Source organism: Anaerococcus faecalis (assembly GCF_013371425.1).
Classification (GTDB): domain Bacteria; phylum Bacillota; class Clostridia; order Tissierellales; family Peptoniphilaceae; genus Anaerococcus; species Anaerococcus porci.
Genome location: NZ_JABVBA010000005.1, coordinates 16,895 through 37,819 on the forward strand (window position 1 = coordinate 16,895; position 20,925 = coordinate 37,819).

Here is a 20,925-nt window from a genome sequence, read left to right on the forward strand (position 1 = left end):
TATAAAATATTGAAAATAAGCTAAAAACTAGTATTATAAAACAGTAATTGTTTGCGTAAGATTTTAAAAATCTTTAATATTTTATATTGAAATATAAAATCAGATATGAAGGAGGAGATATGAGTAGATTTTGCTCTCTATCCTCAGGATCTTCGGGAAATTGTGTCTTTGTTGAGCATAGAGGTAAAAAAATTCTTATAGATTGTGGTTTTTCAGGAAGAACTATAGAAAAACTTCTTGAGAAAATCGGAGAAAATGCTAACGATCTAGATGGAATCTTCATAACTCATGAGCATGCAGATCATGTTAAAGGAGCAGGAGTTTTATCTAGAAGGTATGATTTACCTATCTATGCCAATAAGGGAACTTGGCTTTCTTTGATAAAATCATGTGGAAAAATAAAAGAAGAAAATATCAAATTATTCAAGAGTAATGAGTTTTTAAATTTTAAGACATTTGATATCTTGCCAATTAGAATCCACCATGATGCCAAAGAACCAGTTGGATTTATCCTATACTTAGACAATAAAAAGATAACTGTCCTTACAGATACAGGAATTATAGATGAAAAGATTGCAATTGAAATTAGGGGCTCTGATATATATTATTTTGAGGCGAATCATGACCTTGAGGCCCTCAAGAGAGGTCCATACACCTATCCTATGAAAGTTAGGATTATGGGAAACATGGGACATTTATCAAATGAGCAATCAGCTATGGCTTTGGCTGATGCCCTAGAAGGTAAGAATGAGAAAATATTTCTTGCTCACCTTTCAGATACTAATAATTCTGCTGATTTGTGTAAGTTAACAGTTGAAAATTACCTAAAATCATGTGGCTTAGATACTGATAGAGATATAAAGTTAGAGGTTGCTAGAAGGTATGAACCTTCAACCATAGTGGAGTTATAATGGATATAGAAGAAATAGAAAAATCGATAATAAAAAAATATAGGAAGGAACTTTGGTCTAAGTTTGTCAAGGCTGTCAAAAAGTTTGAGCTTATTAATGAAGGAGATAAGGTATGTTGTGCAATTTCTGGAGGAAAGGACTCACTCCTTACTGCAAAACTTGTAGAAGAGCTTCATAAACACTCAAATGTGGATTTTGAAGTAGAATATCTTTCAATGGATCCGGGATATGACTCCTACAATAGAAAGCTATTAGAAGAAAACTTGGCTTACTTAAATATAGATGCCCATATATATGATTCAGATATCTTTGAAGTAAGTGAGAAGATTTCTGGAAACTATCCTTGTTATATGTGTGCAAGGATGAGAAGGGGATTTCTTTATGCCAAGGCCAAAGAGTTAGGTTGTAATAAGATTGCTCTAGGTCATCATATGAATGATGCCATAGAAACTACTCTTATGAATATATTCTATGCTGGGAATTTCAAGACCATGAAGCCAAAGCTTAAAGCTCAAAACTTTGAAAACATTGAGCTTATAAGGCCAATGTACTTTATAGAAGAAAAAGATATAATAGCTTGGAGGGACTATGCTGGACTTAATGCTCTAAATTGTGCCTGTACAGTAACAAAAAAAAGCGAGTCCTATACTAGAAAAAAGATTAAAAATCTAATTGATGACTTAAAAGACGATATACCAAATCTTGAAAAATCAATCCTAAGATCTGCCGACAATGTAAATTGCGACATGGTATTAGGTTATACCTTAAATGGCAAAAAACATTCATTCTTGGAGGAATTTGAACAATGATATTAGACTTATTAAAGGTAGCTATCCTTTCAATTGTAGAGGGAGTTACAGAATTTTTACCTGTTTCATCAACAGGACACCTTATTTTGGTAAACGAATTTGTAAAACTTGAACCAGATGGTTTTGCCAATGCTTTTAACGTTATAATCCAGCTTGGGGCTATACTCTCAGTAGTAGTTTTATATTTTAGAAAACTTAACCCTTGGGATTATGAGAAGACAAGAAACTACTTTCCCAAAAATTACAATAATTTAAATATGCAATCAAAGGCATATTATAGGCTAAGTCACCCTGACCAAAATACCATAGAATTATGGAAAAGGGTAATAATTGGGGTTATACCTGCAGGAGTTTTGGGACTTTTACTTGATGATTTTATAGATGAACACTTATTTAAGCCAATGGTCGTTGCAGCAATGCTTTTGATTTGGGGTATAATTATAATCTTGGTTGAGAATAAAAATAAAAGAGAAAAAATGCAAAGACTTGATAATCTAAGCTTGATTTCTTTTAAAACAGCCTTTTTTATAGGATGCTTTCAAGTTCTTGCAATGGTACCAGGAACAAGTAGATCAGCTGCAACTATAATAGGAGCCATGCTTTTAGGCTTGTCAAGGGGAGCAAGTGCAGAATTCTCATTCTTTCTTGCAATCCCAACTATGCTTGGAGCAACCCTACTTAAGGTTATTAAAAATGTATCAGGTTTTTCAGGCTATGAGTGGTTTTTAATCCTTGTAGGAATGGTTTTATCATTTATAGTTGCCTATATAGTTATAAAGAAATTTATATCTTATGTTCAAAGAAATGATTTTATAATTTTTGGGAAGTACAGGATAGTCTTATCTATTCTTGTATTTTTATTCTTTGTAATATTTAGGTAAATATCAGGGGATTTATTCCCCTTATTTTTATGCTTTAAAAAAACTTACTAATGGTGTAAAATTAGACTAAGAGTTAAAATTAGACAAAGAGGAAAATAGATGAAAATATTATTTTTTATATCAGCATTTGCACTTTTTTATGCAATGCTAGGTTATCCAATTACTTTAATATTACTGGATAAAATTTTAAAAAAGAAAAACAAAAAGGACTATACATATAAACCCAAGGTATCAATGATAATTTCAGCCTATAATGAAGAAAAAGTTATAGAAAAAAAACTTGAAAATATCACAAAATCAGACTACAAAAATCTCGAAATCATTATAGCCAATGACTGCTCTGATGATAGGACTGTAGAAATTTCTCAAAATTTCATAAAGAATCATCCAGATATAGACATAAAAATAAATACAGCCAAAGACCACTTTGGAAAGACTAATGCACAAAATGAGGCAGTTGCTGTGGCTAATGGTGAGATTATAGTTTTCTCTGATGCAAACTCCATGTTTAAGGAAGATGCTATAAAAGAACTAGTGTCATATTTTACCTCAGATGATATAGAATATGTATGTGGTTCACTAATATATAAAAAAGATGATGATATATCAAGTGTTGTTGCAGAAAATACTTATTGGAATCTTGAGCTTAAGATGCGTGAAATAGAAAGTAAGATTGATACTATAGCTGCAGGAAATGGGGCAATCTATGCTTGTCGAAAAAAAGACTACAGACACTATAATCTTGTTTCAAGTCATGACTATGAAATGCCACTTTATGCAGGACTTAGTAATAAAAGAGCACTTTACAATAAGGATGCCATAGCAGTAGAAAAGGCAGGAGCTACAACTGAAGATGAATTCAAAAGAAAGGTTAGGATGCAAAGAAGGATATTGACAAATATTTTTACAAACTTAAAAAGACTCAATGTATTTAAATATGGTTGGTTTTCTTTCTTTCACTTTAATCACAAGACCCTTAGGTTTTTACAAAGCTTTTTTCATATAGTTTTATTTGTAAGCAACATATTTTTGTTAAATGAAGGGCCATTTTATAAAATTACATTTTTAGGACAAATTTTATTTTACCTAATAGCCCTACTTGGATATTTAACGAAATCTCAATCAAAATTATTATATTTTCCACTTTATTATTCTATGATGATGCTTGCACAAATAAAGGGTGCTATCAACGAAGCAAGTGGTAAAAGCAAGCCAACATGGGAGAAGGCAGAATCAACAAGGTAGAATTATGAGATTAGAAGTATTAGTATCAACTATGCATCAAAATAGCATAGACTTTTATAAGAAATTAAATATAAAATCAGATTGCATAATAATAAATCAAACTGATAAAGAAAACTATGATGAAGTGATAGATAAAGGCCACAAGATAAGGATGATATCTACAAAAACAAGGGGACTTGGTAGGAGTAGAAATATTGGATTATTAAATTCTAAAGCTGATATAATATTATTATGTGATGATGATGAAGTATTTGAAGATGATTATGTTGAAAAAGTTAAATCGGAATTTGAAAATTATTCTGATACACATTTTTTCATAATGAAGACTATAATTTATCAAAATGGAGAAGAGATTATAAAGGTAAAAGATGATAGTGAACTTAAACTATATAATAGTTTAAAATATGGGTCAGTTCACTTTGCCTTTAAAAGAGAAGTAATAGAAAAGTACAATATGTCATTTTCGACTTACTTTGGAGCAGGTACAAATCATGGCTCAGGTGAGGATTCTTTATTTCTAAGAGATGCTTTCAAAAATAATCTTAAAGTAAGATCATCAAATAAGCTTATTGCAAAAGTATACAACGATGAGTCTACATGGTTTACAGGCTATGATGAAAAACATTTTTTTGATAAAGGAATGCTTTCTAAGGCTTTATTTCCCAAAGCTTATAGGGTATATATAGAATACTACCTAAAAGGTCACGAAAAATTAATGATAAATATAGATAAAAAGACAGCTAGAAAGAAGATGTTGGAAGGGGCGAAATATTTTGGAGGTTAAGATGAAAAAGAAAAAATCGATATTAAGCGTTATACCCAAAGCTCTAGTTTTTGGTATTATAGTGGGTATAGGATTTTACTTTTTGGCACCAAGACTTGGTCTTAAAAGTTATAGGGCGCAAGCCAAAATACTTACAACTGATACTAAAAATATAGAAAAAGATGATAAGACTGCCTACACTTATGCAGAAACTGTAAATTCAGATGCTATTAAAAATAAGGTTATAGAAAATCTAAAACTTAATTTAAATCCAGCAGAACTTGACGAAAAGATGGATATTGATACAGTATCAAACACCCATATTATTAATATAAATGTAAAAGATAGTGTAAAATTAAGGGCAGAAGACATAGCAGATGAGTATGCAGATCTTACGGTTTCAGTAATAAATCAATTATATAATGCAAATGCCAAAGTTCTTGACTATGCTTATCAAAACGGATCTTTATTAAAGCCTTCGGCAGAAATGACAACTAGAGTTGGTCTTGCAGCCTTTGTAACATATTTTATCCTATCTTCTTTGCGAATATTCTTATCAAACTCTAGAATAGAAGATGAAATTATAGACGACAATAGAAAAGTTATAAGAAAAGTAGTCTTTGAAGAAGATAATGATAATGAAAAAGCTAAAGATTATGAAGATAAAGAAGAAATTGAAGAGAATAAAGATAATGAAGAATTTGTAGTTTATGAAGAAGTTGAAGAAGACAAAGAAGATGAAAAAACTAAGGAATCTGTAAAAATAGATGAGTTCAATAAAGTAGAAGAAGACTATGGATATAGGTATAAGAATACTAAAGAGGATAAAGAAGAAAATGTAGAAACAAGGGAAATATTCATAAATGACGGTAAAAAATATATGATTATATCTGATATACCAAAATATGAAGATGGTGATTTAGATGTTTAATAAGAACAAGAATTTAAGAGTAAAAAAAGCTTTTGAAAATCTTAAAGATAACTTTATAAAGTCGGTTGATAGACACGAAGTTATTCAATTTGTACCAGCTACTGAAAAAATAGATAAGACTTCTATAATTCTCAATCTTGGAAGAATACTCACGAAAAATGGATATAAGGTCATAATAATAGAATCAGACTTTAGAAATCCAACACTTTCTGAAAAGGCAGAAGTTGAGATAAATAGGGGACTAGTTGATATATTAGAAAAAGAAAGACCTTATGAAAATTATATTATAAATGATTCCATAGAAAAAGGGCTTGATATGATACTTGCTCCGGAAAAAAGAGAAGACACTCTAGGTTTTCTTGATATAGATAGGCTTGATGATATATTTTACTTACTTTCTGAAAAGTACGACTATATCTTACTTGATACAGCAAGCAATGAAAAAAATGATGATGCACATTTTTATGCTGACTTAGTAGACTCAGTAATGATTCTTGCACCTAAAAAAGATTTCAGGGACAAAAAATTAAAAAATGCCCTAGAAAAGCTTGAAAATGTTGGGGCAAAAATAAGTGCAATCATAAAAACAGAAAAATAAGGAGCTATTATGAAAAAGAAAATTTTATTTATTTTAAGCCTTGGACTTATCTTGTCTGCTTGTCAAAAAGAAGACTACAAGTCTCAAAGACATCCTGAAGAAAACAATAAAAGCCAAGTTGAAGCCAATGTACAATATAGTAAAAAAGATAAATCTAATGACACAAGTAATGCTAAACTTAAAAAAGAGAATCCATCAGAAGAGAAAAAGGATGAGAAAAATGCATCCAATACAGACAATAAAGAAAATAAAAAGATAGAGAATGAAGAAGAAAAAACAAAAAATCAAGATGAAAAAACAGAAAATAAAGATGAAAATATAGAAGGTTCATTTACAGTAGATAATATAACAAATATCAGACGAAATACAACAACAGACTCAGAAATAGTAGCAAAATTACAACCAGGGAATATAGTAAACAGAACAGAAATTGATGGAGAGTGGTCAAAGGTTATATTCGAGTCATATGAAGGATATATCTTGACAGAACTTCTTGTTCCAGCAAATTAATATCTATTTTTAATGTAGGGCAAAAAAGCCCTATTTTTTATATCTGTATATAATTTATTATTCATATTATGGTGAAAGAACTTTATACTTTTAAAAATTATACATATATATAATTGTGTAAAAAAAGTCATTTGAAAGCTTATCTAGTAGAATATTTTAAAAATAAATAGGTAAATCAAATTACCTAATTAAATCTTACAATCAATTGTTTGAAAAAAGATAGGTATTTATGTAGTAAAGCTATCTAATATAGAGATACTGACGGATAATATAAATGTAAGTAAAAGTGAAAATAGTAACTTTAAAGCTAAGAATAACAAAGGTAATAGAAAATCTATGTGAAAAACCTATAAAAGCACTTTTTAAATAAGGACATAAAACTATCTTGTTTAGAATATTCATGTAAATGTCAAATTATAATTTAACAAAAAATAGTAGTATATACCTATAATAATAAAAATAAGACTATAGCAAGCTTGATGAGCTTTTTAGAACCTATCTTTTGTAAGGCACTAAAGCTTGAGATAGATACATAGTCATCTCTTGGTAAAGAATGGTGTTTTTTTAATATATATTGCTATTTTTATTGACTAGGTCTATTTTTTAAATATAATTAAATTATATGATAATTTCATATGAATTATTTTTAGGGGGATAAAAATGAGTACACTAGTTTTTCAATCTGACTTTGGTTTAGGTGATGGTGCAGTTTCTGCAATGCATGGAGTTAGCAACATGGTAAATCCTGATATCAAAGTTGATGATTTAACTCATGAAATCAAGCCATACGATATATTTGAAGCGTCATATAGGCTCTTACAAACTATTTCTTACTGGCCAGAAGGAACAGTTTTTGTATCTGTAGTTGATCCTGGGGTAGGTTCTGATAGACATTCTATAGTAGTCAAAACAAATTCAAACCACTATATAGTAACACCTGATAATGGAACTATTTCTCATGTGGCAAAATTTATTGGACTTAAATCAGCAAAAATTATAGATGAGCTTAAGGATAGGCTACCATTTTCAGAAAATAGCCATACCTTCCATGGTAGGGATGTTTATGCCTATAATGGTGCAAAACTTGCAACAAACGAAGACTATTATGAAAAGCTTAAATCTTGTGAAATAAAGAATCTCGTGATTAAGGATATTAAAGAAGCTACAATTACAAATGGAGTTATTGAAGGAACAATTGATATACTTGATATTAGATTTGGCTCTTTATGGACAAATATAAGCCTAGATCTTTTAAAAAAAGTTGGTATAAATCAAGGCGATAGCATCAAAGTCACAATTTATAATAAAGAAATTAAAAAATATGAAAATCAAATGACTTTTGGTCATTCATTTTCAGATGTTGCTCTTGGTGAAACTATAGCCTATATCAATTCGCTAATTAACTTAGGAATTGCTATAAATCAAGCGTCATTTTCAGATACTTATCAAATAGGAACAGGATCTGATTGGATAATTTATATTAGAAAGGAAAAATAATGAAAAAGAATAATTCGATTACAACAATAGTAGCAATTGGTATTGGTGCGGCAGTATTTTTTATCTTAGGTAGATTTTTATCTATTCCAGTTGGCTTTATTCCTAATACATCAATTGAAACAACCTATCCATTTTTAGCACTTATGTCAGTACTTTTTGGACCAGTAGCAGGAGCATTAATTGGCTTTATAGGACATGCAATTAAAGATCTTTTAACATATGGTCTTTGGTGGTCATGGGTTATCTCATCTGGGGTAACAGGTTTGGGTTATGGACTTGTAGGCAAAAATCTAAATCTTAGAAATGGTGAATTTACAAAAAAAGACATTATCAAATTTAATATTGGACAAGTAATCACAAATATAGTAGCCTGGGCTGTTGTTGCTCCAATTTTAGATATCCTTATCTATTCAGAGCCGGCAAACAAGGTATTTACACAAGGTCTAGTTTCAGCAGGACTTAACTCACTAGCTGTAGCAATCCTTGGTACAATTTTAATCACAGCCTATGCTAAAACTCAAATAAAAGAAGGTTCATTAAGTAGAGATTAATTATGGAAGTTAAAAAGCAACTACTAGTAAAATTTAATAAATACAATTTTAAGTATAAGTCTCAAAAAGCTCCAACCCTTTATGATGTTGACTTAGAGATAAAGGAAGGGGAAAAAATTGTAATAGTAGGCCCATCTGGCTCTGGGAAGTCAACTCTTGCTAAAAGTCTAAATGGGCAAATTCCTAATACTTTTGATGGCAATATACTAGGTGATTGCTTTATAGATGGTAAAAAACTAAAGGAATCTTCGATATTTGATTTATCCCTATCAGTAGGAACAGTTCTTCAAGATACAGACGGTCAATTTGTAGGTCTTACAGTAGCAGAAGATATAGCATTTTCTTTAGAAAATGACAATGTCCATATAGAAAAAATGCGAGAAATAGTCCATAAGTGGGCAGATGAATTAAATATTAAATACCTACTAGATAGAAAACCATCTGATCTATCCGGAGGTCAAAAACAGACTGTATCAATTGCAGGAGTATTAGTTTCAGATGTTCCAATTTTATTATTAGATGAACCACTTGCAAACCTAGATCCAAAAAGCGGGCGAGCTACTATGGAGCTTGTAAAAAACTTATCGGAAAGACGAGGCTATACAGTAATTGTAATAGAGCACAGGCTCGAGGAAGCCTTACTTTTAGATCCAGATAGGATTGTGGCAGTAAGTGATGGAAAAATTGTTGCAGATGATAATCCTACAAATATATTAAAATCAGGTATTTTAGACAAGATAGGTATTAGAAAGCCCTTATATATAGATGCTTTAAATTATGCGAGTATTGATCTTAGTAAATATAAGGATTTATCAGATATAAGTAAGATTGATTTTTGTTATGAGGACTTATTAAAATTAAGAGATTGGTCAAATCAAATTGCTTATAAAGAAGACCACAAAGAGGCTATTAGAGAAATAAATATAAACAATCTTTCTTTTTCTTATGGTAAGGTAGAAGTTTTAAAAAACATAAATTTAACTATTAATAAGGGAGAAATCATCTCTATTGTTGGGCCAAATGGTGCAGGTAAATCAACGCTTGCTAAGCTCTTATGTGGATTTTTAAGACCAAATAGTGGTTCTATAATAATTGAGGATGTAGATACAAAAACTCTTTCAATTAAGGAAATTGCTGATAAGATTGGCTTTGTGCTTCAAAACCCAAATGCTATGATTTCAAAGACAATGATTTTTGATGAAGTTGCCTTTGGTCTTAGGGTAAGGGGAGTAGAGGAGAAAGAATTAAAGGAAAGGGTTGAAAAAATTTTAAAGGTTTGTGGGCTTTATCCATTTAGAAATTGGCCAATAGCTGCTCTCTCATATGGACAAAAAAGAAGAGTAACTATTGCATCAATTCTTGTTTTAAATCCGTCTGTAATTATTTTAGATGAGCCAACTGCAGGTCAGGATTTTAGGAATTATACACAAATGATGGAATTTATCGGTAAGCTAAACAGAGAATATGGACTAACAATCCTTATGATAAGCCACAATATGCATTTAATCCAAGAATACACAGATAGGTCTATAGTTGTAGCTGACAAAAATATCTTAGCAGATTTAAAACCTGCTGAACTTTTCTCAAATAAGGATTTAATAAAAGCTGCAAATCTTGCAGAAACCTCTCTGTTTACTCTTGGCAAAAAGATAAAAGGTGTGAATCCAAAAGATTTTATAGAAAGATTTATTTCTTATGAAAGGGGTAGAAAATGAATAGTACACTAGGGTATATAAAAAATGATACTCCTATTCATAGGCTATCAGGAACAACAAAACTAATGGTCTTTATCCTTCTTTCGATAATTGTAATGACGACATTTGATACAAGATACTTATTTTTCATTATGCTAATATCACTTATAACTATGAAAATAGCAAAGATTAAATGGGAAGATGTATCATTTTTGGTAAAGGTGGTATTTGTCTTTTCGCTGATAAATATTATAGCAATCTATATCTTTGAACCAGAATATGGAGTTAAACTTTACGGATCAAGAAATGTAATATTTGAAGGAATAGGAAGGTATTCACTAACAGCTGAACAGCTTTTCTATGAATTTAATGTAGTTTTAAAATATTTTTCAACAATCCCACTAGCCCTAATCTTTATCCTAACAACAGATCCAAGTGAATTTTCATCAAGTCTAAATAGAATAGGAATATCATATAAAATTTCTTACGCAGTTGCTCTTGCTTTAAGATATATCCCAGATATACAGAATTCATACTATGAAATAAGACAAGCAAGTCAAGCCAGAGGAATAGAAATGAGCAGTAAGGTAGGACTAATAGATAGAGTTAAGGAGAGTGCAAACATAGTAATGCCACTAATTTTTGATAGCCTTGGAAGAATAGAAACCATAGCCCAAGCAATGGAACTAAGGCGTTTTGGCAAAAACAAGACTAGGACTTGGTATAGGGCGAAGGATTTTTCAAGAAATGACTTTCTAGTTATAATAGGAGTAATAATTTTACTAGCTCTGGGCGTTTCACTATTTTTTGTAAATGATGGAAGATTTTACAATCCATTTTTATAAAAATATATAGCAATAGATCTGAAAGATTTAACATACTCTTTATAGAGTATATATGATAAACAACGCCTATAATAACTATGTGAATTTTTCTAGACATGGTAGAAATTGTCTAAATTTCTTTCTCAATAATATAGGAAAAGAATATAGAATTTGATACTACAGATTCATCTTATTATAAAATAGCAATAGAAATATTTTGATCTGGAGCAAATGAACTTTATACTAATCTTTTGGAAATGATTATGTAAGTTCATAAGGATTTTAGGCTAATACAAGTAGCATTTTATATAATATAAAAGTAGGTAATTTTGTATTTATAAGCTCTGACTAAGATAGATTACAAATAAACGTGCATAACAAAATATCAAAGTGGTAATTAAATCTAACTAAGACATAAATCATACAATAAATAGGCTAGATTGGCCGGTATCTTATTATAAGGCAGTAAAAAATATATAAGACAAAACTTGTTATGAGAAAAATTAAATATGAAAAAAGAGGAGTCTTTGGATTCTCTAAGAGCATCGACAAACTCACGAAATTATTGATATTGTTGATGCTTTTTTTATTTCCTAAAATTATAATTATGTTTTTTAATTCTATAATTCATTATTCATATTAGAGTAGAAGAATAAGGGCTTTATACTTTAAAAGTCATCTAAATTCAAACTCTATTTAAATTTTTATTTTTGTTTTTAAAACAATAATTAATATAATATTTTTTTCCTAAGCCAAAAAAGTGAAGTATGAATATTACTATCTATTATAAAATATAGTTAATAATGGACTTTAAATATTAATGATTAAGCTAAAACTCAAATAAATAAGGACCTTAAAAGGTCCAAATTCAAATCAAAATATAGGCTTAAATTAAAATTATTTCTAGAACTATCTTATATTTTTAAGCATCCTATACATAGGATCAAACTCATCATAAACAATTTCTTTTTTATCCATTGCTTTTAAAACTTTTTGTGTTAGATATTTTTTGTCTACTATTATCTCAAAAGTATTTTCTCTAAACCACTCATCAGTCATTGAAAAATATCCATCGTGGCCATTTTCATCTCCCCAAGAATTTTCTATTTTCCAATAATTTATTTTTTTTCCTCTCTTATCAAAGCCTGTAAGGTTCATCGCATGACAAGCTGTTGAAAATCTTGCGTCTATTCTTTCAGCTTTAGTCATATCTTCATAGTTTATGAAGGTATCTTTTAGGTTGAACAAGTTTTCGTCTAGGATTCCACTTTCCCTATCCTCATTTATATCAACATCACAAGCAAACCACATGGTTTCTCCGTCTTTTATAGATTTTTGAGCAATTTTACTCATGGTATCCATGTCGATGTTTATTCCCTTTAAATCTTCTAGGTCTACTGCGTTTTTGGACATTGTATCCACTAGAACCCTATTATAAGGATGTCTTGGATCATTTAATAGTTTTACCTTGTTATCAAAAAAGTCTCCCACATATTTTTCGAAAAATAGCTTTGGGGTCATATCTTTTTCTATGTGATATTTATGATCTTTATCATAGTATTTAAAATCAAATTTTTCTACTGGTTTTCCTATAGATTTGGTGAAAATATTATAGGCATAGGATAGGCCTTTTTTTCTTAAATCTTCAATTTCTTTTTTATCATCAGACTTTCTTATATCCACAGCTATTTTCTTTAAGGCTCTTTCTAAAGTATAAAACATATAGAAAGAATTTTGAGAATTAAAAAGCTCTCCCATAGCTGTTTTTGGAACTATTCCATATTTTTTTATAAGATAGTAAAAAAATTCAAAGTATCCACCATCGTTTGGTTCTGAGAAAAGTACATCTTCAACCCTTCTGTCCTTTATGTCCAAATCTTTTGTATCAATTATTCTTTGTAAGAACCTATTAGTTTTTTCCATATTGTCAAAAAAGTAAAGGTATGATTCAGAAAGCTCAAAGTTTTCCATATTTAGATTCTCTGCAATTTTCATTCTAATCATATTAAGACCTGCAAACATCCAGCACCTACCAGTTTTCTTTTGGTCTGTGACATCATTTGTTTTAACTTCATTAGAGAAAATAAAATTATGTTTATTTATTACATTTTTATTTAAAGATGCTTCCCTTATTCCAACATTTGAGATAGCATTTGATATTATTTTATTTGACGGGTCTCTATCATATATTTCTTCTAATTCTTTATATAAATTTTTATCTAATTTCATATCCACTCCTTTGACTAAATTATACTACATATTTTTATTATGATATAATTAAAACATGAAAAGGGGGATAGTATGGACTTTATTTGGCCTATATTTACAGCATTATTTGTAATATTTATGCTTAATTTTATATTAGACAGAAGGAAAGTTAACCTATATTTGTCCTTATTTATGGCTGTTTTATCCCTTGGATATGGTTTTGTTTTTGGTTTAAACTTTAAGGAAATTTACTTCTTTTCCTTTCTTTTATCCATAGGACTTATTATTATATCCTTAAGAAAAGAAATAGAATCTTTCACAGTCATAGCAATTGCCCTTATGCTCGTAATGCTTGCTATATTATTTAAGTACCCGCTTTTATAGTTATTATAAGATTAATATTTTAGTATTAAGTTATAAGGGATAAAATTTATAAGAGGTTTATATGATAAAAATTGAAAAATTAAACAAGGTCTATGAGAATGGATACGAAGCTCTTAAAAGTGTTGACTTAGAGGTTCCTAAAGGAGCTTTGATGTCACTTTTAGGACCAAGTGGTTGTGGGAAATCTACAATATTAAATATTGTTGCAGGACTTTTGGACCCTACAAAGGGTGATATAAAGTTTGATGGAGAGTCAGTAATTAATAAGCATCCTAAGGATAGAGATATTGGAATGGTATTTCAAAACTATGCTCTCTACCCACACATGAGTGTTTTGGAAAATGTAATATTTCCACTTACAGTTGGAAGCAATAAAATAAAAAAACAAGAGGCAGTTAAGATTGCTCAAAAATATATAGATCTTACTGATATTTCTGATATAAAAGACAAAAAGCCTAAGGCACTTTCAGGTGGGCAGCAACAAAGGGTTGCTATAGCAAGGGCTCTTGTACAAAATCCTAAAATCTTACTTTTAGATGAACCTTTAAGTAACCTAGATGCAAGGCTAAGGATAAAGATTCGTGAAGAAATTAGATCGATTGTAAAAAAACTTGGGGTAACTACAGTTTTTGTAACACATGATCAAGAAGAGGCCTTATCTATTTCTGACTATATAGCCCTTATGGATAAGGGGATAATTCAACAAGTTGATATTCCACAAAACTTATACCTAAATCCTTCCAATCTTTTTGTGGCGAAATTTATAGGAACTCCTATAATTAATACATATAAGGCAAGCTTTGATGGAAACTCTTTGATTACAAAAGATTTCTCTATTAAATTATCTGAGCTAGAAAATAGTAGATTTAGAGAAGAGTTTAAAAGTGGTGAAGATTATACCCTTGCCATAAGACCAGAACACCTTAAGATAAGTGAGGGAGGAATTCCTGTAGAAGTTATATCAATTGAGATGATAGGAAGATATATGATTGTCCATTTTGATTTAGATAATGAGAAATCAAGGCTTTTGGTAGATTCCAATATTTTGATAAATGAGGGTGATAGGATCAATCTTTCCATAGATTATCCTTCAATTTATATATTTGATAAGGATGATAGGAGAGTCTACTGATGAAAAACAGATTCAAATATAAGGCCGAAAATTCACCTAAGGCTTGGCTTTATTTATTGCCTGCTCTTATATTTATACTAATATTTAATGTATACCCTTTGATTAGGACATTTACTATGGCTATGAAGTCAAACAATATACTAAATCCAGAATTCCTTGGTCTTTCAAACTTTTCCTATGTTTTAAAAGATCCACAATTTCATTTAGCTATGAAAAATACTTTTATATATGCCATAACGGTAGTGCCAGGCTCAATTATTATAGCTATGATAATTGCCCTAATTCTTTATACTAAGATTAAGGGAGCGAAGTTTTTTGAAACAATATTTTTTATTCCTTATCTTACTTCTGTTATAGCTATAGGTATTGTATTTAGGTATTTATTTAATGGTCAATATGGTATAATTAACTTTCTTTTAGAGAAGGTAGGGCTTGGACCATATAACTTCCTAGATGACCCAAATTACAACATGCCAGCCCTAATTGTGTTTGGTATATGGAATAGTTTGGCTTTTAACATAATAATAATTCTTGCAGGACTTAGGGGTATAGATAAATCCTACTATAAAATTGCTGAAACCTTTGGTGCAAGCAAGTTTGAGCAATTTGTAAAAATAACCCTACCTCAACTTAACTCTATTATGACTTTTCTAACTATAACAAGTTTTATAGGGGCCTTTAAGGTTTATAGCCAAATATTTGCCCTCTTTAATGGTTCGGCAGGTATTGGCAATAGGTTGGTTACTGCAGTATTTTATATATTTAATAAGTTTTATGTAGAAAATAGGTATGGTCAAGCTATGGCTGCAGCTGTAATTTTGTTTATATTTTTGTTAATATTGACCTTTATTCAAAGGCTAATATTTAGAAAGCTTGAGGACTAAATGAAAAAAATAGGTAAATTATTTCAATATATATTTGTAATACTAATGGCAATTATTACTCTCTTTCCTTTTGTCTACATGATTTTATCATCAGTAATGACTTACCAAGAAGTAATATCTATACCGCCAACTTTGATACCAAAAGGCTTAAACTTTAAAAACTACTCTGAGGCTATGAAGGTTGCACCTTTTGCTAGATACTTTTTAAATACAATTTTTGTAACAAGTATAAATACTATAGCAACCTTAATTACAACAACACTAGCAGCTTTTGCCTTAAACTTTATGAATTTTAAATACAAAAATGCCCTTCAAACCTTTCTCATATCACTATTGATGATACCTTTTGAAATAGTAGTTTTTACAAATTTTAGAACAATTGCAAACATTAAACTAATAGATACCTATCTTGCTTTAATTCTTCCCTTTATGGCAAGTGTTTATTATATCTTCTACCTTAAACAATTTCTAAATTCTATCCCTAAAGAATATTACAATGTTGCCAGGGTAGATGGAGCAAGCGACTTTGAATTTATCAGAAAGGTTATGATACCTATGTCTAAGTCAAACTTATTTACCATAGGATTATTAAATTTCATAACAGGTTGGAATTCATTTTTATGGCCAATCCTTGTTACAAACTCAAAGGAGATGAGGATGATTTCAAATGGTCTATCAGCTTTTGCAACAGAGGCAGGTTCCCTAATTCATCTTCAAATGGCAGCTTCAACAATAACAATTCTTCCAATACTTATCCTTTACTTTTTGTTTAGAAAGAGAATACTAGAAGGAGTTTCATATGGTGGAATCAAAGGATAGGACAAGAATAGTCTTTCATAAGGGAACTCATACCATAGGGGGAACTCTTATAGAAATAAAATATAAAAAATCAAGGATATTTTTTGATTTAGGAGCCCTATTTAACAGGGAAATTGTGATAAAAGATTTAGATGATTTAATAGAAAACAATCTTTGTGCTTATGTAGATGGTCTTTATGATAAAAATGCAAGTAGTAAGGATATGGTAAAAGATGACTATTATTATGAAAATGAAGCTTTGTTTTTTTCCCATATTCATCTAGACCATACATCTTTGATAAACTATACTAATCCTAAGATAAAAGTTTACTGCTCCAAAGATTCCAAGAAAGCGTTAGAGGCCTTATCAATAAATAATAAATTTGTCTATCCATTTAGTAAAAATCAAAAGTTAGAAGGATATATTAGAAATATTGAGGGAGTAGACTATGGCGATATCGTTAAAATAGGAGATATAGAAGTTCAATTTATAAGAGTTGATCATGATGGTTTTGGAGCTTGTGGTTTTATTATAAAAACTTTCGATAAGAAAATCTCTTATACTGGAGATATCAGACTTCATGGATTTAGAAGAAAAGATAGTGAAAACTTCATAAAACATGCTCAAAACTCAGACTATCTTATAACTGAGGGAGTAAGCTTTTCATTTAATAGGCTAGGAGAAGATGAAGCTGAGATAGGTGAAGCTGAACTTATTGAAAATATTGTAAAGGTAATTAAAAAAAATAAGAATAGACCTATTTTATTTAACTACTATCAAGGAAATTTTGAAAGAATAAAGAAGCTTATAGAAAATCTTAGGGGTATAAGAAAACTTGTTTTTTCTGAATACAATGCTTATACCATAAAAAAGGTTCTAGGTCTTAATCTCTACTATATAAAAGATAGGGACTATGACTATAAACTAGATAAAGACTTAGAAATCAATTTAGATGATATTGTAAAAAATAAATCTTCTTATCTTTTACAAATTAGAAAAGATGATGTAGATTTGGGAGAATTTTTTGAAGGAGGTATTTATATTCACACAGATGCAGAACCTTTGGGAGACTATGATCCGGAATATATGCCTTTTATGAAAAAATTAGAAAAATTTAATATTAAAGTTTTAATTATGAAAACTTCTGGTCATGCTCCTACAGAGGATATAAATTATATAATAGAGAAAATTAATCCTAAAAAGTTATTCACAATTCACTCTAAAAATCCAGAATGGGTATATAATGATAGTAGAAGTAGATTCAAAGATAGGGGATATGCTCCCTATGATGGAGAAGAAATTATTTTGTAAGGAGAAAGTATGAAAATCAAAAAAATTCTAAAAACTTCTTTGGCACTAGCCTTATCATTAGGCGTATTAGTAGGCTGTGGCGGAAATGAAAAGGCTAATACTGCATCAAATGATGCTAGTAATGCTAGTACTGAGAAAAAGGAAAGTACAATAGTTGAAGACCTAAAAGACAAGAAGGTAGAAATCACTTTTTGGCATGCGATGAGTGGTGGCCAAGGTGAAGCATTAGAAAAATTGGTAAAAGAATTTGAAGAAAAAAATCCTAATATCAAGGTAAATCTTCAAAATCAAGCAGCCTACAAGGATTTAAATCAAAAACTAACAGCAACTATGCAATCAGTTGACCAACTTCCAACTATAACTCAAGCTTATCCAGACTGGATGGTACAATTTATAGATGGGGGATTAGTTCAAGATCTAAAACCTTATATAGAAAATGAAAAATTGAAATTTGATAACTATGATGACATAGTGGAAGGCTTAAGAAATGAAGTAGAAAAAGATGGCAAAATAATGGCCCTTCCTTTCAATAAGTCTACAGAAATCTTTTGGTACAATAAGTCATTGTTTGATGAATTAGGACTTAAGGTTCCAAGAAATTACGATGAACTAAAGGAAGTAGCAAAGAAAATTCACGATGAGAAGGGAATTGCTGGAGTAGGATTTGACTCGCTTTCAAACTATTATCAAACCTACCTTGAGAATAAAGGAATCAAGATGGATTCAAAACTTGATGTAACAAGTGATGTATCAAAAGAGGCTATAAACTATTATCTAGATGGTATAAAAGAAGGATACTTTAGAATTGCAGGAAGTGACAAATATATGTCAGCTCCATTTGCAAATGAACAAGTAGGAGCCTATATTGGTTCAAATGCAGGTGAAGTGTATGTAAAAGATGGAGTTCAAGGTAAATTTGAATATGAAGCAGCAGCATATCCAGCAGAGAAATCTGTTCAACAAGGTACAAATATCTACATGTTTAATAATGCAACAGAGGAAGAAAAAACTGCAGCATACCTATTCTTGAAATTCTTAACAGAAAAAGACAGTCAAATCCAATTTGGACTTGATACTGGATATATACCAGTAAGACAATCTGCTATAAAAGATGATGCCTATAAAAATTCCGACTCAAAAGTTGCCCCAATCATAGGTGAAGCAACAAAAGAACTTTATACAAGAGTAGTTGAACCAGGTAGCCAACAAGCCTACAATGATACCCAATCCTTCCTTGAAAAAATATTCTCAAATCCAGAAAATGTAGACTTGGATAAGGAATTGGAATCTTTCAAACAAACTTATGAGTCAGCTTACCAACAACAATAATAAAAACTGTTAGGGATTTATGATATATCCCCTCTTTACTAGACAAAGCAGTAAGGAGGGGATTTTTATTTGAAAGTATTGTTTTCCTTTTTCATCAACAAAATCTTTAATACTAACTATTTTAGACATTTGAATCTTTAAGAGATTATAAAAATGTTTACTTTATTTCTTGACAAAATTGCAAAGACTTTATATAATAATGGAAAAGGTAATTACCATATTAGGAGGAAATTATGAAAAAAATAAAAGCAGGATTGGTAGCGTTAGCTGCAGCTTTAGCCCTAACAGCTTGTGGTGGGAACAATAAAGCTGACGATAAGGCATCAAATCAAGATACTTCAAAAGAAAACGTTACAAGTAATGCCGGAAGTAACGAATCTAGTGGTGAAAAGTCTTTTAGTGGAAAAACTTTAACTATAGCAGGTCTTGATTCAGGTTATGGTACTGAAGGATGGAAAAAAGTTATAGCAGACTTTGAAGAAGAAACTGGTGCTAAAGTTGAAGCTAAATTCGAAAAAAATATAGCAGATGTTATTAGACCAGAAATCCAAGCTGGAAATTCACCAGACTTTATTTATCACTCTGTGGGAACAGAATCAGCACTTACAGAAACAATGGTTAAAGAAAACATGGTGGATGAGATTACAGATGTTCTTGATAAGAAAGTACCTGGAGAAGATAAAACAGTAAGAGAAAAAATAATCCCAGGTTTCTTAGATACAGCAGTAACAAATCCATATGGAGATGGAAAAACATATCTTGCCCCATTATTCTATTCACCAACAGGACTTTGGTACAACAAGGCAATGTTTAAAGAAGGTGGTGGAAAATATGAACTTCCAGAAACAATGGATGACTTTATAAAACTTGGTGAAGAAGCTAAAAAAGATGGTATAGCATTATTCACATATCCTACAACAGGATACTTTGATACATTCACATTTGCCATGCTTTATGATATAGGTGGACAAAAATTATTTGATAAACTTATGAGCTATGACAAAGATGCTTGGGAAAATGAAGCTACACCATATTTTGAAAACACAGGCAAAATTCTTAAATATGTAAATAAGGACACAGTAGCTCAAGCAAATAATGAATCATTTACTAAAAACCAACTACAAGTTATGAAAAATGAATCATTATTTATGCCAAATGGTACATGGGTTGTGGAAGAGATGAAAGATGCTGAAGGTGTTGCAAAAGATTTTGAATGGGGTCTAATGCCACTTCCAAAAGTTAATAAAGATGGTGAAAGATATGCATACTCATTCTTTGAGCAAGGATTTATCCCTAAGGATGCTAAAGAAAAAGAACTTGCAAAAGAATTCGTAGCCTTCCTATACTCAGATAAAGCAGCTAAAGCTTTTGCTGAAAATGGTGGAGCAGTTCAACCTATAGAAGGTGCAGAAGGTATGCTTAAAGATGAAGTTAAAAAATCTTACTATTCTATCTATGAAAATGGCGTAAAAGCAGCTTTAGGTGGATGGACAGCAGCGCCATCAGTAGAGGGAGTAGATATGACTAAAACAATATTTGATTCTATAAACTCAGTAGCAAATGGGGACAAATCAGTAGAAGATTGGCACAAAGAAGTAGTAGAAGCAGCAGGAAAAATTCAAGACGCAATGAAATAAAAAATTATAAGATCAGTCGAAAAGATT

The 20,925-nt window shown here is 30.3% G+C and carries 20 protein-coding genes; 19 read left to right on the forward strand and 1 reads right to left on the reverse strand.

The annotated features are described in order from the left end of the window. The first annotated feature begins 119 nt into the window (after window positions 1-119). The 12 genes from HV819_RS05740 to HV819_RS05795 all read left to right on the forward strand — a co-directional run bounded on the left by HV819_RS05740 (window position 120) and on the right by HV819_RS05795 (window position 11,235). A complete protein-coding gene (locus HV819_RS05740; protein ID WP_154539960.1) occupies window positions 120-911 on the forward strand; it encodes an MBL fold metallo-hydrolase in 792 nt (263 codons plus the stop codon). Continuing rightward, the gene (locus HV819_RS05745) at window positions 911-1,720 is read left to right on the forward strand and encodes a tRNA 2-thiocytidine biosynthesis TtcA family protein (protein WP_154539962.1); all 810 of its coding nucleotides are present in this window, start codon (window positions 911-913) and stop codon (window positions 1,718-1,720) included. The genes HV819_RS05740 and HV819_RS05745 overlap by 1 nt, the downstream gene beginning before the upstream one ends. Next, window positions 1,717-2,601, forward strand: coding sequence for an undecaprenyl-diphosphate phosphatase (locus HV819_RS05750; protein WP_154539964.1), 885 nt, complete (start codon window positions 1,717-1,719; stop codon window positions 2,599-2,601). The genes HV819_RS05745 and HV819_RS05750 overlap by 4 nt, the downstream gene beginning before the upstream one ends. Window positions 2,602-2,700: 99 nt before the next feature. After that, window positions 2,701-3,846 (forward strand): glycosyltransferase, encoded by a 1,146-nt coding sequence (locus tag HV819_RS05755; protein ID WP_154539966.1) that lies wholly within the window; start codon window positions 2,701-2,703, stop codon window positions 3,844-3,846. 4 nt (window positions 3,847-3,850) lie between these two features. Then, complete coding sequence (locus HV819_RS05760) at window positions 3,851-4,630, forward strand: glycosyltransferase (RefSeq protein ID WP_176269708.1); 780 nt, start codon at window positions 3,851-3,853, stop codon at window positions 4,628-4,630. Between the two features lies 1 nt (window position 4,631). Continuing rightward, window positions 4,632-5,540 carry a YveK family protein gene (locus tag HV819_RS05765; protein WP_176269709.1) on the forward strand — a complete coding sequence of 303 codons (909 nt, stop codon included), beginning with the start codon at window positions 4,632-4,634 and terminating at the stop codon, window positions 5,538-5,540. Next, entirely contained in the window at window positions 5,533-6,138 is a 606-nt protein-coding gene (locus HV819_RS05770; RefSeq protein WP_154539972.1) for a P-loop NTPase family protein, read from the forward strand. Before HV819_RS05765 ends, HV819_RS05770 begins: the two co-directional genes overlap by 8 nt. Before the next feature lie 9 nt (window positions 6,139-6,147). After that, the gene (locus HV819_RS05775) at window positions 6,148-6,648 is read left to right on the forward strand and encodes an SH3 domain-containing protein (RefSeq protein ID WP_154539974.1); all 501 of its coding nucleotides are present in this window, start codon (window positions 6,148-6,150) and stop codon (window positions 6,646-6,648) included. Between the two features lie 660 nt (window positions 6,649-7,308). Further along, window positions 7,309-8,145 carry an SAM hydrolase/SAM-dependent halogenase family protein gene (locus HV819_RS05780; protein WP_154539976.1) on the forward strand — a complete coding sequence of 279 codons (837 nt, stop codon included), beginning with the start codon at window positions 7,309-7,311 and terminating at the stop codon, window positions 8,143-8,145. Beyond that, window positions 8,145-8,696 carry an ECF-type riboflavin transporter substrate-binding protein gene (locus HV819_RS05785; protein ID WP_154539978.1) on the forward strand — a complete coding sequence of 184 codons (552 nt, stop codon included), beginning with the start codon at window positions 8,145-8,147 and terminating at the stop codon, window positions 8,694-8,696. The genes HV819_RS05780 and HV819_RS05785 overlap by 1 nt, the downstream gene beginning before the upstream one ends. A 2-nt stretch (window positions 8,697-8,698) precedes the next feature. Continuing rightward, the gene (locus HV819_RS05790) at window positions 8,699-10,411 is read left to right on the forward strand and encodes an ABC transporter ATP-binding protein (RefSeq protein WP_176269710.1); all 1,713 of its coding nucleotides are present in this window, start codon (window positions 8,699-8,701) and stop codon (window positions 10,409-10,411) included. Beyond that, window positions 10,408-11,235, forward strand: coding sequence for an energy-coupling factor transporter transmembrane component T family protein (locus HV819_RS05795; protein WP_154539982.1), 828 nt, complete (start codon window positions 10,408-10,410; stop codon window positions 11,233-11,235). Before HV819_RS05790 ends, HV819_RS05795 begins: the two co-directional genes overlap by 4 nt. 888 nt (window positions 11,236-12,123) lie before the next feature. On the opposite strand, the gene HV819_RS05800 is transcribed toward HV819_RS05795, so the two are convergent. After that, window positions 12,124-13,443, reverse strand: coding sequence for a C1 family peptidase (locus HV819_RS05800; protein WP_154539984.1), 1,320 nt, complete (start codon window positions 13,441-13,443; stop codon window positions 12,124-12,126). A 72-nt stretch (window positions 13,444-13,515) separates the two neighbouring features. Between HV819_RS05800 and HV819_RS05805 the strand changes: the two genes are divergently transcribed. The 7 genes from HV819_RS05805 (at window position 13,516) to HV819_RS05835 (ending at window position 20,898) form a co-directional block, all read left to right on the forward strand. Beyond that, complete coding sequence (locus HV819_RS05805; RefSeq protein ID WP_154539986.1) at window positions 13,516-13,806, forward strand: hypothetical protein; 291 nt, start codon at window positions 13,516-13,518, stop codon at window positions 13,804-13,806. A 61-nt stretch (window positions 13,807-13,867) separates the two neighbouring features. Further along, window positions 13,868-14,938 carry an ABC transporter ATP-binding protein gene (locus tag HV819_RS05810; protein ID WP_176269711.1) on the forward strand — a complete coding sequence of 357 codons (1,071 nt, stop codon included), beginning with the start codon at window positions 13,868-13,870 and terminating at the stop codon, window positions 14,936-14,938. Continuing rightward, window positions 14,938-15,822: a carbohydrate ABC transporter permease gene (locus tag HV819_RS05815; protein ID WP_176269712.1), complete on the forward strand. Its 885-nt coding sequence runs from the start codon at window positions 14,938-14,940 to the stop codon at window positions 15,820-15,822. Before HV819_RS05810 ends, HV819_RS05815 begins: the two co-directional genes overlap by 1 nt. Then, window positions 15,823-16,641 (forward strand): carbohydrate ABC transporter permease, encoded by an 819-nt coding sequence (locus tag HV819_RS05820; protein ID WP_176269713.1) that lies wholly within the window; start codon window positions 15,823-15,825, stop codon window positions 16,639-16,641. After that, window positions 16,622-17,932 (forward strand): MBL fold metallo-hydrolase, encoded by a 1,311-nt coding sequence (locus HV819_RS05825; RefSeq protein ID WP_154539992.1) that lies wholly within the window; start codon window positions 16,622-16,624, stop codon window positions 17,930-17,932. Before HV819_RS05820 ends, HV819_RS05825 begins: the two co-directional genes overlap by 20 nt. 9 nt (window positions 17,933-17,941) lie before the next feature. Then, a complete protein-coding gene (locus tag HV819_RS05830) occupies window positions 17,942-19,261 on the forward strand; it encodes an ABC transporter substrate-binding protein (RefSeq protein ID WP_154539994.1) in 1,320 nt (439 codons plus the stop codon). Window positions 19,262-19,494: 233 nt separating this feature from the next. Next, entirely contained in the window at window positions 19,495-20,898 is a 1,404-nt protein-coding gene (locus HV819_RS05835) for a carbohydrate ABC transporter substrate-binding protein (protein ID WP_176269714.1), read from the forward strand. Window positions 20,899-20,925: the final 27 nt, after the last annotated feature.